Raw genomic sequence first — 12,867 nt, 5'->3', positions numbered from 1 at the left:
TATGCCGCGTACGGAGATGACATGATTATCCCCGAGCTTGAGGGGATGGTATGCGGGAGATCGGCGGACGGTACCTCCTGAACGAGGAGGCCGGTCGTGGGGGTATGGGAGTCGTCTGGCGGGCGTTCGATCGGCTCCTCCACCGAGAGGTGGCGTTGAAGGAGCTGACTCTGGCCGGTGAGGCCGAGATGGTTCGCCGCCGGGTGCTGCGTGAGGCCCGGATGGCGGCCGGCCTGACGCACCCCAACATCGTCACGGTCCACGACCTGATGGAAGTGGGCGGCAAGCTCTGGATCGTGATGGAGTACCTGCACGGGCTCTCACTCCACCAGCTGCTCTCCCAGGTGGGCACACTGCCCGCGCAGTCGGTGGTGGCGATCGGGCAGCACCTGCTCGCCGCGCTGCGCACCGCGCACAAGGCCGGCGTGCTCCACCGCGACGTCAAGCCCGCGAACGTGATGCTGACCGGCGACCGCGTGGTGCTGACCGACTTCGGCATCGCCACGGCCGAGGGCGACATCCGCATGACGACCTCGCGGCGGCTGCGCGGCACGCCCGCGTTCATGGCCCCGGAGCGGCTGCACGGCGGGCCGGCCAGCAAGGAGGCCGACATGTGGTCCTTCGGCGCGACGCTCTACAGCGCCGTCGAGGGCCAGCCGCCCTACCCCGGGCAGGACGCGGCCACGGTGCTCGGCATGGCCCGCAGCGGCCCGTACCCGCCACCGCGGCGGGCCGGGGTGATGCGCCCCCTCATCGAGGGGCTGCTCCACCACGACCCGGTGCGCCGCTACACGCCGGAGCAGACGGCGGGCCTGCTGGCGGGCATGCGCGCCAGCGCCTACCAGGCCGCCATCTGAAACCGGCTCCGGCGGGCTCAGTCCTTCTGCGCGCGGGCCTCGGCCTCGGCGGCGTCCATGGCGGCCGCCTCCTCGGGGGTGGGCGCGGTGCCGCCCAGGTGCGCGGGCTGCCACCACACGCCCGGCGGCACCTCGGGGTAGGTGCGCTGCGCCCGGTCGACCAGCTCCGACAGGCGCGTGTGCAGGTCGACGGTGTGCTGGTTGACGTCTTCGCCGCGCTTGGGGTGGAACGGCTCGCCCACCAGGATGGTGATCGGCACGTGCCGCTGGGTGAGCTGCTTGGGACGGCCCTTGGTCCACAACCGCTGGCTGCCCCACAGGGCGACCGGGACGACCGGCACGTTGGTGGCCTGGGCCATGCGGATGGCGCCGTTCTTGATCTCCTTGACGGTGAAGGAGCGGCTGATCGTGGCCTCGGCGAAGACGCCCACCACCTCGCCGGCCTTGAGCTTGCGCAGCGCGGTGGCGTACGAGCCTGCCCCGGCCCCGCGGTCGACCGGGATGTGGTGCATGCCGCGCATCAGCGGCCCGGAGACACGGTGGTCGAAGACGTCCTGCTTGGCCATGAAGCGCACCAGCCGCTTGGACGGCAGCGCGGCGAACCCGGCGAAGATGAAGTCGAGGTAGCTGATGTGATTGCTCACCAGCACCGCTCCCCCGGTCCGCGGCACGTGCTCGGTGCCCTCCATGTGGAAGCGGTAGTCGAGCACGCGAAAGAGGGTCCGCGCGGCGGTGATCACCGGCGGGTACACAATCTCAGCCATGAGCAGAAGGTAGCCTACTCACGCCGGTCGGCAGGCCACTCGGGAGACCCGTACCCGCCCGGAAAAGATCGGCTCTGGTCACGAGATCGTAGGACATCGTCCCTGTTCACGCGGCGGCGCTTGCCCTCCCGTGAGAACGGGCAGATGTTTTGACCATGAAGAAGCTCATCAACACCGCCGACTCCGTCGTGGAGGACGCGCTGAACGGCATGGCCGCGGCCCATCCCGCGCTGAGGGTCCAGGACCGCGTGGTCTACCGGGCCGCGGGGCCGCGCCCCGGCAAGGTGGGGCTGGTGTCGGGCGGCGGCTCGGGCCACGAGCCCCTGCACGCCGGGTTCGTCGGCCACGGCATGCTGGACGCCGCCTGCCCCGGCGAGATCTTCACCTCGCCCGTGCCCGACCAGATCATCGACGCCACCAGGGCCGTCGACGGCGGCGCCGGCGTGCTGCACATCGTCAAGAACTACACCGGCGACGTGCTCAACTTCGAGATGGCCGCCGAGCTGGCCGAGGACAACGACGTCGCCTCCGTGCTGGTCGACGACGACGTGGCCGTCCAGAACTCGCTCTACACGGCCGGGCGGCGCGGCACGGGCGCGACGTTGTTCGTGGAGAAGATCGCGGGCGCGCTGGCCGAGGAGGGCGCGCCGCTGACCGAGGTGGCCAGGGTCGCCGCCGAGGTGAACGAGCGCAGCCGGTCGTTCGGCATCGCGCTGACCTCGTGCACGACGCCGTCGGCGGGCAAGCCGACGTTCGACCTGCCCGAGACGGACGTGGAGCTGGGTATCGGCATCCACGGCGAGCCGGGCCGCACGCGGGTGCCGATGGCCTCGGCCCGCGAGCTGGCCGCCGTCGCCATGGAGGCCCTGCACAGCGACCTGCCGCTCCGCGGCGACCTGCTGGTCATGGTCAACGGCATGGGCGGCACCCCGCTCATGGAGCTGTACGTGCTGTTCGCCGAGGTCGCGGCGTTCGTGAAGGGCAAGGACGCGCGGGTGGCCCGCTCGCTCGTCGGCAACTACGTGACAAGCCTGGACATGCAGGGCTTCTCGGTCACCGTGTGCCGGGTCGACGACACGCTCACCCGGCTCTGGGACGCGCCCGTCGAGACACCGGCGCTGCGCTGGGGGCGTTGATGGACACCCGCTTCTTCGCGGACTGGCTCGACGAGGCGGCCCGGCTGGTCCGCCACGGCCGCGGGCGGCTGACGGAGCTCGACGCGGCCATCGGCGACGCCGACCACGGCGCGAACCTCGACCGCGGCTTCACCGAGGTCGCCAAGGCACTGGCCGACCGGCCGCCGGGCTCACCCGGGCAGGTGCTGACCGACGCGGGCACGGCCCTCATCCGCCGCGTCGGCGGCGCCTCCGGCCCGCTGTACGGGTCGATGTTCCGCCAGATGGGCCGGACGCTGGAGTCCCCGGTGACGCTGGCCCGCTTCGAGGCGGCGTTCGAGGAAGGGGTGGTCGCGCTGGAACGGCTGGGCAAGGCGGTCCTGGGCGACAAGACCATGGTGGACGCGCTGGTCCCGGCCTCCCGGTCGCTGGCCCTGGCCGTACGGGACGGCATCGGGGCGCTGGAGGCGTTCGAACGGGCGGCGGACGCGGCGGCCGAGGGCGCGCGGGAGACGATCCCCCTCCAGGCCCGCAAGGGCCGGGCCAGCTACCTGGGCGAACGCAGCGTGGGACACGAGGACCCGGGAGCGGCCTCGGCAGCCCTGATCATGCGCGCCCTGGCCACGGTGGCCCGCAACCGGGCAGAAGGCCGGAACCAGACAGAGCGCCGGACAGCGGCGGAGGGCCAGGGGCGGGCGGAGGGCTGATGGTCGGGGTGGTGCTGGTCTCGCACAGTGCCGGGCTGGCGGCCGAGACCGCGGCGCTGGCCCTGGGGATCGCCGCGGAGCCCGTGCCGGTGGCGGCGGCCGGCGGCACCGCGGACGGCGGCCTGGGCACCAGCTTCGACCTCGTCGAGCAGGCCGTGCGCAGCGTGGACCGGGGCGACGGCGTGCTGATCATCCCCGACCTCGGCAGCTCGGTGCTGACCGCCCGGCTGCTGGAGGAGGACGGGCGCGTCGTGATCGCGGACGTGCCGTTCGTGGAGGGGGCGGTGGCGGCGTGCGTGGCGGCGTGCACGGGCGGGTCGCTGGCGGAGGTGCTGGCCGCCGCCGAAGAGGCCCGCACCTACCGCAAACTCTGACCGCTCCCCGGCACCCGCCCCGGCCCCGCCGTTCTCCTCAGTGGCCCTTGAAGGCCTCCTCCAGCCACCAGGAGCCGTGCTCGCCGGTGATCTTGGCGTGCACCAGCAGCGGGCGGTCCCTGGGCCCCTTGAGCCATTCGGCCACGCCCGCCAGCCCGGCGGCGTCCGTGACGGTCACCGCCGCGAACCCGTGGCCCCGGGCGATCGCGGCCAGGTCGGCGGGCGGGAAGCGGACCGTGCCGAGCGGATGCCCGTGCGGCCCGAAGTGGTGCACCTCCGCCCCGTACGCCTCGTCGTCGTAGACCACGACCACCATGGGCAGCCCCAGCCGGACGACGGTCTCCAGCTCGGCGATGCCCATGAGCGCGCCGCCGTCGCCCAGGGCGGCCACGGGGAGCCGGTCCGGACGGGCCAGAGCGGCCCCGATCGCGGTCGCCAGGCCGAGCCCGACCGACTGGAACGCCTGGGTGAAGCAGAACCCGCCCGCGTCCGGCACGTCCAGGAACATCGAGGGGTACCCCATGAAGTTGCCGGAGTCGACGGACACGACGCGCTCACTCGGGAGCAGGTCGTCCAGGGCGATGGTGAGCGTCCTCGGGTCGATGCGGCCCGCGCCGCTCTCGTCCCGGTACGGCACCGCGCGCCAGCGTCCCTCGTCCCTGATCCGCCGGGCCAGCTCGGCCGACCGGTAGCCCGGCGCGGCGCCGCCCGGCCCGGTGAGGGCCGCCGCCACGGCCCGGACGTCCCCGACCACCCCCAGGTCGGCCCGGACGTGCGCGCCGACGGCCGCCGGGTCGAGGTCGACCTGGGCCACCTTCGCCTCCGGCGGGATCAGCGAGCCGTGCCGGGTCGTCCACATGTTCAGGGCGCAGCCCCAGCCGACGATCAGGTCCGCGCCGCGGATCAGCTCGGCGGCCAGCGGGGTGGCGAAGCCGCCGCTCACGTCGAGGTCCCAGGGGCTGCCGCGGAACAGGCCCTTGGCGACGGCGGAGGTGGCCAGCAGGGCGCCGGTGCGGTCGGCCAGCGCCTCCAGCTCACGGCGGGCGTGCCGGGCGCCGCGGCCCGCGACGAACACCGGCCGCCGCGCCCCGGCCAGCAACCGCCCGAGCTCGGCCGTCGCGTCCCCCGCATCTGACCGGTCCGCGTCGGCCGCGCCGGGATCGTGCCGTCCGGCCGTTCCCGTCCCCGCCGCGCCGGTCAGGACAGAGCCGGGGGCGCGGGAGCCCGAGGGGGCGGACTGCACGTCGAGCGGCAGGTTCAGCAGGACCGTGCGGCGTTCCAGGGCGGCCACGCGGAAGGCTTCGAGCGCCTGCTCCTCGGCCCGCGCGGCGTCCGTGAGGCGCATGGGGACCGCGCCCACCGCCGCGGCCAGGGCGTCCTGGTCGACGTGGAAGTTGGAGCGCGCGTCCGTCGCCTCACCGGCCAGGACGATCACCGGCGTACGGCTCTTGGCCGCCTCGGCGATCCCCGTCATCGCGTTGGTCAGCCCCGGCCCCTGGTGGACCGTGACGACGCCGACCTCGCCGCTCATCCGGGCGTAGGCGTCGGCCATGGTCGCCGCCCCGCCCTCGTGCCGCGCGGCGACGAACCGCACGCCGTGCTCGACCAGCGCGTTCGTGACATGGAAGTTGCCGCTGCCGACCACCCCGAACGCCGTGCGGACGCGGGCGGCCAGCACCCGGCCGACCGCCGCGGCCGCCGTCTCCGGGACGGTCAACGTTCCACCAGGGCCAGGACGCGGACGGGGCTGCCGGAGCCGCCGACGATGGGCAGCGGCGGGGCGACCACGGCGGCCCCGGTCACCGGCAGGCGGTCGAGGTTGCGGAGCTGGGTCAGGCCGTACTTGCCCGCGCCGAGCAGGAAGGAGTGACAGGGGAAGGGCGGGTCGAAGGAGTGGGCGGCCCCGGCGTCGGTGCCGACGGTCTCCACGCCGAGCCCGAGGATCGGGGTCTCGGCAGCCAGCCAGGAGGCGCACTCGACCGAGATGCCCGGGGAGTGCGGGCCGGTCTCGTCGGCGTTGAGGAAGGCGGCCTGGTCGGCGGAGCGGGCGTCCCAGCCGGTGCGGTAGAGCAGCCAGCCGCCGTCGGGCAGCGGGCCGTTGGCGCGTTCCCATTCCTTGACGTGGTCGATCTGCAGGAGGAAGTCGGGGTCCTTGGACGCCTCGGCGGCGAAGTCGAGCACGACCGCGGGCGCGATCAGGCTGCGGACGGGCACCTGGGAGACGTCCTGGCCGTCGCGGGCGGTGACCCAGTGGACCGGGGCGTCGAAGTGGGTGCCGGAGTGCTCGCCGGTGTGGATGTCGTTCCAGTACCAGGCGGGGCCGCGGTCGTCGTAGCGGCTGATCTCCTCCAGCCGGAACGGGATGGTGTTGCCGAACGGCTCGGGCAACTGGAGGATCGGCGTCTCGGAGGAGAGGGGCGCGGTGAGGTCGACCACCTCGATCGCGCCGCCGCGCACGCTGTCCAGGAAGCTCTGCAACACCGACATGTCATCCTCCTTGTTGGGCTGAGCGCATCCTCCTCCAGCGGGACTCACCTGCGCAACGACGCGGGAAGGCGGTCTTCACAGTTCCTTCCAGGCGGGTTGGGCGGCGGTGCCGCCGGCCGCGCGGGTGGACAACGATCCGCAGGCCACGGCCACGTCGAGGCATTCGCGCCGGCTCATCCCGCGCAGCCTGGCGGCGAGGTAGCCCGCGTCGAAGCTGTCGCCCGCGCCGACGGTGTCCACGGGTTCGACGGGCCTGGCCGGAGCCCGCGTCACCAGGCCTGACTCCCAGGCCAGCGCGCCGTCCGCGCCGTCCTTGACGACGACGGCCGGCCCGAGTGCGCCCAGCCGCGCCGCGACGGCCTCCAGCGGCCCGTCACGGACGCCGGTCAGGCGGGCCGCGATCGCCCTGGCCTCGCCGGCGTTGGGCAGGAACACGTCGGTGGCGGCGAGCACGTCCGCCAGGCCGTCCCAGCGGCCGGCCGGGTCGTCGTTGGTGTCCAGCGAGGTGGTGGCGCCCGCCGCGCGCAGCTCCGCCAGCAGCGCGGGCAGCCCGTCCGCCAGTCCGGGCTGCAGGAAGTACGACGACACGTGCACGTGCCGGGCCAGGCCGCGCGGCACGTCCCCGGCGGTCAGGTACGGCAGGCAGCCCGGCGAGGTGAGGATGGCCCGGTCCGTCCCGTCGGCGAGCACGACGGTCATGGCCGTGGGCCGGGGGTCGGTCACGCAGTGGGAGACGTCCACCCCGCGCTCGGCCAGCGCGCCGAGCACGAAACGCCCCGCCGCGTCGTCGCCCACGCGGCCGGCGAAGGCGGTGCGCAGGCCGAGCCTGGCGGCCCCGCACGCGGTGATCGCGCCTGACCCGCCGAGAACCAGGTCGCCGCCCGCGACGAGCCGTTCGCGCTGGCCGTACGCCAGCTCGCGCGGCGCGCCCGACAGCACGATGTCGGGATTGGCGTCGCCGACGACCAGGAGGTCGAACCCGCCGGCCATGGCGGCCGTCACGCCTTGGTCCACTGTGCGCATCCGGCGGTCTGGAACGCCTTGTCGCCCGGCTCGATGGTGACGCTCGCCGGCCCGGTCGGGGCACCCGCGTTGATCACCGAGCCGAGGTCGGGGGACGTGCTGTTCAGCCGGGCCCAGAAGCAGTTCGTGGAGCCCGCGACGGGACCGGTCGTGCGGTACATGCCGGGCTGGATGTCCACGCCCACGACGAACGTCCGCATCCCGGCCGTCGGCCCGGTCTGCGCGGGACCGGGCTGTGTGGGTCCGGTCTGTGTGGGTCCGGTCTGCGTGGGTCCGGTCTGCGTGGGTCCGGTCTGCGTGGGTCCGGTCTGCGTGGGTCCGGTCTGTGTGGGTCCGGTCTGCGTGGGTCCGGTCTGCGTGGGTCCGGTCTGGGCGGGCCCGGTCGTGGGCGGCGTGGCGGAGCCGGTTCGAGCGGGACCGGTTTGAGCGGGACCGGTCTGGAGGGGGTCGGTCTGCGGGGCGTCCGTCGGGGCGTCCGTCGGGGCGGGCGGGGTGGCGGGGCCGGAGGCCGAGGGCGGGCCGGTGCCCTCGACCGTCACCGTGACCCTGGGGGCCGGCGAGGCCGACGAGCCCTCCGCGCCGTACCCGACGAAGACGCCCAGGATGAAGGCCACCACGGCGGCCAGCCCGGACACGAGCAGGATGATCGGCGGACTGCTCGTCGCCCGAGGGGGCTCAGGGGGGCCGTACGTCACGGACCCAAGGGTGCCATCCCCATCGACGCCCCTGTCAACGCCCCTGTCAGCGGTGAAGGTAGTCGACGAGCGACGCCTTCTCCGTCTCCAGCTCCTCGATCGCGCTCTTGACCACGTCGCCGATGCTGACGATGCCCACCAGGCGGCCGTTCTCGACCACGGGCATGTGGCGGAACCGGTGTGTGGTCATCGTGCGGCGCAGCTCGTCGACGTTGTCGCCGGGCCCGGCCGTGCGGACCTCGGTCGTCATGATCGAGGAGACCGGCGCGTCGAGGATCTCCGGGCCCCGGTCGTGCAGCCGCCGCACCACGTCGCGCTCGGAGACGATCCCCTGGATCGTCGTGCCGTCGGTGGAGACGACGACCGCGCCGATGTTGTCGTCGGCGAGCTTGCCGAGCAGTTCCCGCACCGTCGCCTCCGGCGCCACCGTGGTAACAGCGCTTCCCTTGTTGCGCAGGATCGTCCCGATGAGCATGTGCACCACCTCTGCTCCCAATGTCCCCGGCCGAAGGCCGGCTTATGCCCGGTCCTCACAGGCAAACAACCGAGTGGGGACCCCGTCAAGCGGTCACGTAGGCTGACTTGCCGCATCTCCGACGACGTGGAAGGCATCGATGACCGAGCAGCTCAACACCGGAAGCCACGACCTGCCCATCACCCCGCAGCTGGCCGCGTTCATGCGCACCGGCTGGGCCGACACCCGGCGCACCGGCGTGACCGCGCTGCCGATCGCCCCCTGGGCGGCCCGGCGCAGGGCGGCGCTGGCCGCGCGTTTCCCCGGTGAGCGCCTGGTCGTCCCGTCGGGCACGCTCAAGGTGCGCAGCAACGACAGCGACTACCGGTTCCGGCCGCACAGCGCGTACTCCTACCTGACGGGCGCGGGCGAGCCGGGCGACGTGCTGGTCATCGAGCCGTCCGGGCAGGCCGTGCTGCACGTGCGCCCGCGCTCGCCGCGCGAGGAGGGCGAGGAGTTCTACCGGGACCGCCGCTACGGCGAGTTCTGGGTGGGCCGCAGGCCCGACCTGGCCGAGGCGTCGGAGCTGTACCAGATCGAGTGCGCGCACATCCGCGACCTGCGGCCCGAGGGCCCGGCCCGCGTGCTGCGCGGCGTCGACGCCTCCGTCGACGCGCTGGTGCCGGCGGGCGGCCGCGACGCCGAGCTGGAGGTGTTCCTGTCGGAGATGCGGCTGGTCAAGGACGAGTGGGAGGTCGGCGAGCTGCAGTCGGCCGTGGACGCCACCGTGCGCGGCTTCGAGGACGTCGTGCGCGCCCTGCCCGCGGCCCTCGGCCACCCGCGCGGCGAGCGTTACCTGGAGGGCGTCTTCGGGCTGCGCTCACGCCTGGAGGGGAACGCGGTCGGCTACGACAGCATCGTGGCCTCCGGCGCCCACGCCTGCGTGCTCCACTGGATCCGCAACGACGGCGCGCTGGCCGAGGGCGACCTGCTCCTGCTGGACGCGGGCGTCGAGACCGACACCCTCTACACCGCCGACGTGACCCGGACGTTCCCGCTGTCGGGCCGGTTCACCGCGGCGCAGCGGCAGGCGTACGAGCTGGTGCTGGCCGCCCAGGACGCCGGCATCGCGGCGCTGAAGCCCGGCGCGAGCTTCCGCGACTTCCACCTGGCGGCCATGCGCGTCATCTGCGAGGGCCTGCACGACTGGGGCCTGCTGAAGGACTCCCCCGACGCCCTCATGGAGTCGGGCCTGTACCGCCGCTACACGCTGTGCAGCAGCGGCCACATGCTCGGCCTCGACGTGCACGACTGCGCCAGGTCGCGGGCCGAGGTCTACCTCGACGGCGTGCTGGAGGAGGGCAACGTCCTGACGGTCGAGCCCGGCCTGTACTTCCAGCCCGACGACCTGACGCTGCCCGCCGAGCTGCGCGGCATGGGCATCCGCATCGAGGACGACCTGGTGGTCACCGCAGAGGGCGCCACCCTGATGTCGAAGGCCCTCCCCCGCCATCCTGACGAGATCGAGTCGTGGATGAACGTCGTCCGGTCGTGACCACCCGGTCACTTTTCGTAGATGACTGACAAGGTGTGACCCAGGTCTCATAGTTTTCGCGCAAATTCCCGACAAGGCATCGACTACTAGACAACCCGTCAGTAAGGTGACTGCTCCGTAGGCGGAGGTGGTCATGGCGGGTACACGCGTGCGGACAGGCGCCTGATGGCCCTGCCCGGGTACGTCGGACGCACGGCCGGGTCGCTCCTGGGCCAGGTGGGCGAGCTGTTCGTCATCGTCCTGGAGGGCTTACGCCGCACCTGGGACGTCAGGAACTGGTGGTGGGAGTTCGTCGACCAGTGCTGGTTCCTCGCCAAGGTCACCAGCGTCCCGGTGCTGCTCGTCTCCCTGCCGCTGGGCGCCACCGTGGCGTTGCAGGTGGGCGAGCTGGCCTGGCAGCTCGGCGCCGGCTCGGCCACCGGCAGCGCGGTCTTCGTCGGCCTCATCCGCGAGGTGGCGCCCCTGGCCAGCGCGCTGCTGATCGCCGGGGCCGGCGGCAGCGCGATGACCTCCGACATCGGCGCGCGGCACATCCGCGACGAGCTGAGCGCCATGGAGGTCATGTCGGTCAATCCCGTCCACCGCCTGGTCACGCCGCGCATGTGGGCCGCCTCCACGATCGCGGTCTGCCTGTGCCCGCTGGTCATCCTGGCCGGCGCGACCGGCGGCTACTTCTTCAACGTGGTGGTGCAGGGCGTCACGCCCGGCGCGTACTTCGACGGCGCGCTGTCCCTGGTCGTCGGCTCCGACCTGTACGTCACCCTGTTCAAGGCGTGGATCTTCGGCTTCGTCGCCGCCGCCGTGGCCTGCTACAAGGGCATGACCTGCGCGACCAGCCCGGTGGGCGTGGGGCGGGCGGTCAACCAGGCGACCGTGCTGACGTTCATCCTGGTGTTCACGTTCAACTACGTGATCTCGGCCGTCTACTTCCTGGCCTACCCGCCGAGGTCGATGTGACGGCGACGCCGGCGGCCGGGCCCGGGATCGCCCACCGCGGGCGGGACCTGGCCGAGCGGTTCGCGACACTCTCCGACTGGCCGCTGTTCGCGTGGAAGGTGCTCTTCTACTCCGTCCGCGACGTCGTCCTGCGGCTGCGTTACCGCAAGGTCGTGATCAGGCAGGTCAGCGACGTCGTGGTGGGCGTCGGCGCGACCGTCATCGGCGGCGGCATGATCTTCGTGGTGTTCACGATGGCGTTCGTCGTGGGCGCGACCGTGGGTCTGCAGGGCTACCAGGGGCTGCAGGCCATCGGCGCGGAGTCGTTCGTGGGGCTGATCGGCAGCTTCGCCAACGTCCGCGAGATCACCCCGATCATCGCCGCGACCGCGCTGGCCGCGCAGGTGGGCTCGGCCTTCACGGCCGAGCTCGGGGCGATGCGCATCTCGGAGGAGATCGACGCGCTGGAGGTGATGGGCATCAACGCCTTCACCTACCTGATCTGCACCCGCGTGGTGGCGGCGCTGCTGGCGTTGCTGCCGATCTACCTGATCGCGCTGTTCGCCAGCTTCTTCGCCACCCGCCTGATGTGCACGGCGCTGTTCGGCCTGGCGCCCGGCGCCTACGACTACTACTTCTACCTGTACCTGCCGGTCAGCGACATCGTCCACAGCCTGGTCAAGGTCGGGATCTTCGCCTTCGCCGTCATCGTGATCCACTGCTACCACGGCTTCCACGCCACCGGCGGACCGGTGGGCGTGGGCGTGGCGGCCGGGCGCGCCATCCGCCAGTCGATCGTCACGATCGTGCTGCTGAACCTGCTGCTGTCGTTCCTGTTCTGGGGCGGCGGCGGCAACATTCCGCTGACGGGGTGAGCCGGTGTCCCGATTCGAACTCCCCCTCGCCGTCCGCCTCGGCATCGCCCTGGGCGTGGTCCTGACGCTGGCCGCGGCGACGTTCCTGGTCGTGCGGGGCGCCACCGAGGCGCGCGGCACCCGGATCGAGGCGGTGTTCGGCCGGGCCGGGCAGGGCATGGACACCAACTCCAAGGTCAAGATCCGCGGCATCACCGTCGGCGACGTGACGGACGTGACCCTGGACGCCAGGGGCCGGGCCGTGGTCACGATGCACCTCCAGCCCGGCGTGAAGGTGCCGCGGACCACCGTCGCGGCGGTCGAGCCGCTGTCGGTGTTCGGCCCGAAGATGATCGACCTGCGGCCGGGCTCCGGCGAGACCACCGGGCCGTACCTGGGCAGCGGCGCGGTCATCACCGACACGAAGGAGCCGCTCGACCTGTCCGACACGCTCGGCGACGCCTACCGGGGCCTGGACGCCGTCGACCCCCGCGAGGTGACGGTCATCGTGCACACCCTGGCCAAGGGACTGGACGGCGAGGGCCGCAACCTGCGCGAGCTGATCGGCGACGCGGGCACGGTCGTCGGCGTCGCCCACCGGCAGCGGGAGCGGGCCCGGCGGTTCCTGCACGACGCCGCCGCGCTCGGCACGGCCCTGTCCGACAAGGGCGACGAACTGGTCTCGATCGCCTCCGACGCCGACGTCATCACCCCCGACCTGCTCAGGCGGGCCGACAAGGTGCGCGCCCTGCTCCAGGAGATCACCTCCGTCTCCGGCCTGGCCGCGCACGGCCTGCGCGCGCACCGCCAGGACCTGCGCGCGGCCGTGCACTCCGGCGAGCGTGTGGCCGCCCTGATCTACGCCCAGCTCGGCCTGGCCGGCGACGGCGTACGCGGGCTGGGCAGACTGGTGGACCTGCTGAACGAGCTGATCGAGACACCGGGGCCGGACGGCAGCGGCATGCTCCAGGTCGAGGCGTTCGTCGCCACCGACGTCTGCGAGCTGGTCGTCGGCGTCTGCGGCCCCACCGACGGGAGGCGCTGAG

General features: G+C 73.0%; 14 protein-coding genes. 8 read left to right on the top strand and 6 right to left on the bottom strand.

Features of this window, described 5'->3' with window-relative positions:
• The first annotated feature begins 50 nt into the window (after positions 1–50).
• A complete protein-coding gene (locus ABZ444_RS07195) occupies positions 51–857 on the top strand; it encodes a serine/threonine-protein kinase (RefSeq protein ID WP_352358144.1) in 807 nt (268 codons plus the stop codon).
• Positions 858–874: 17 nt separating this feature from the next.
• Here the strand turns inward: ABZ444_RS07195 and ABZ444_RS07190 are convergent, their stop codons facing one another.
• Positions 875–1,621, bottom strand: coding sequence for a lysophospholipid acyltransferase family protein (locus ABZ444_RS07190; protein ID WP_357993845.1), 747 nt, complete (start codon positions 1,619–1,621; stop codon positions 875–877).
• A 155-nt stretch (positions 1,622–1,776) separates the two neighbouring features.
• Between ABZ444_RS07190 and dhaK the strand changes: the two genes are divergently transcribed.
• The 3 genes from dhaK to dhaM are packed head-to-tail and all read left to right on the top strand — an operon-like array spanning position 1,777 to position 3,817.
• Complete coding sequence (dhaK, locus tag ABZ444_RS07185) at positions 1,777–2,757, top strand: dihydroxyacetone kinase subunit DhaK (RefSeq protein WP_357993842.1); 981 nt, start codon at positions 1,777–1,779, stop codon at positions 2,755–2,757.
• Positions 2,757–3,443: a dihydroxyacetone kinase subunit DhaL gene (gene dhaL, locus ABZ444_RS07180; protein WP_357993839.1), complete on the top strand. Its 687-nt coding sequence runs from the start codon at positions 2,757–2,759 to the stop codon at positions 3,441–3,443. Before dhaK ends, dhaL begins: the two co-directional genes overlap by 1 nt.
• On the top strand, positions 3,443–3,817 hold the full coding sequence (gene dhaM / locus ABZ444_RS07175; RefSeq protein WP_352358152.1) for a dihydroxyacetone kinase phosphoryl donor subunit DhaM: 375 nt from the start codon (positions 3,443–3,445) through the stop codon (positions 3,815–3,817). Before dhaL ends, dhaM begins: the two co-directional genes overlap by 1 nt.
• Positions 3,818–3,854: 37 nt before the next feature.
• Here the strand turns inward: dhaM and ABZ444_RS07170 are convergent, their stop codons facing one another.
• The 5 genes from ABZ444_RS07170 to ABZ444_RS07150 all read right to left on the bottom strand — a co-directional run bounded on the left by ABZ444_RS07170 (position 3,855) and on the right by ABZ444_RS07150 (position 8,497).
• Positions 3,855–5,534, bottom strand: coding sequence for a thiamine pyrophosphate-binding protein (locus ABZ444_RS07170; RefSeq protein WP_357993835.1), 1,680 nt, complete (start codon positions 5,532–5,534; stop codon positions 3,855–3,857).
• Positions 5,531–6,304, bottom strand: a complete 774-nt coding sequence (locus ABZ444_RS07165) for a cyclase family protein (RefSeq protein ID WP_357993832.1) — start codon at positions 6,302–6,304, stop codon at positions 5,531–5,533. Before ABZ444_RS07165 ends, ABZ444_RS07170 begins: the two co-directional genes overlap by 4 nt.
• Before the next feature lie 75 nt (positions 6,305–6,379).
• Entirely contained in the window at positions 6,380–7,306 is a 927-nt protein-coding gene (locus ABZ444_RS07160; protein ID WP_357993829.1) for a carbohydrate kinase family protein, read from the bottom strand.
• Positions 7,303–8,022, bottom strand: coding sequence for a hypothetical protein (locus ABZ444_RS07155; protein ID WP_357993827.1), 720 nt, complete (start codon positions 8,020–8,022; stop codon positions 7,303–7,305). Before ABZ444_RS07155 ends, ABZ444_RS07160 begins: the two co-directional genes overlap by 4 nt.
• Positions 8,023–8,068: 46 nt before the next feature.
• Positions 8,069–8,497 (bottom strand): CBS domain-containing protein, encoded by a 429-nt coding sequence (locus tag ABZ444_RS07150; protein ID WP_357993824.1) that lies wholly within the window; start codon positions 8,495–8,497, stop codon positions 8,069–8,071.
• Between the two features lie 139 nt (positions 8,498–8,636).
• Here ABZ444_RS07150 and ABZ444_RS07145 point away from each other — a divergent pair, with 139 nt between their 5' ends.
• The 4 genes from ABZ444_RS07145 (at position 8,637) to ABZ444_RS07130 (ending at position 12,866) form a co-directional block, all read left to right on the top strand.
• On the top strand, positions 8,637–10,031 hold the full coding sequence (locus ABZ444_RS07145; RefSeq protein WP_357993821.1) for an aminopeptidase P family protein: 1,395 nt from the start codon (positions 8,637–8,639) through the stop codon (positions 10,029–10,031).
• 165 nt (positions 10,032–10,196) lie between these two features.
• On the top strand, positions 10,197–10,988 hold the full coding sequence (locus ABZ444_RS07140) for an ABC transporter permease (protein ID WP_357993818.1): 792 nt from the start codon (positions 10,197–10,199) through the stop codon (positions 10,986–10,988).
• Positions 10,985–11,842: an ABC transporter permease gene (locus ABZ444_RS07135; RefSeq protein WP_357993815.1), complete on the top strand. Its 858-nt coding sequence runs from the start codon at positions 10,985–10,987 to the stop codon at positions 11,840–11,842. The genes ABZ444_RS07140 and ABZ444_RS07135 overlap by 4 nt, the downstream gene beginning before the upstream one ends.
• Before the next feature lie 4 nt (positions 11,843–11,846).
• Positions 11,847–12,866, top strand: a complete 1,020-nt coding sequence (locus tag ABZ444_RS07130; protein WP_357993812.1) for an MlaD family protein — start codon at positions 11,847–11,849, stop codon at positions 12,864–12,866.
• Position 12,867: the final 1 nt, after the last annotated feature.

Origin of the sequence: Nonomuraea sp. NPDC005730 (genome assembly GCF_040630865.1) — a bacterium.
GTDB lineage: Bacteria > Actinomycetota > Actinomycetes > Streptosporangiales > Streptosporangiaceae > Nonomuraea.
This window is presented reverse-complemented; position numbering and strand designations above follow the sequence as displayed.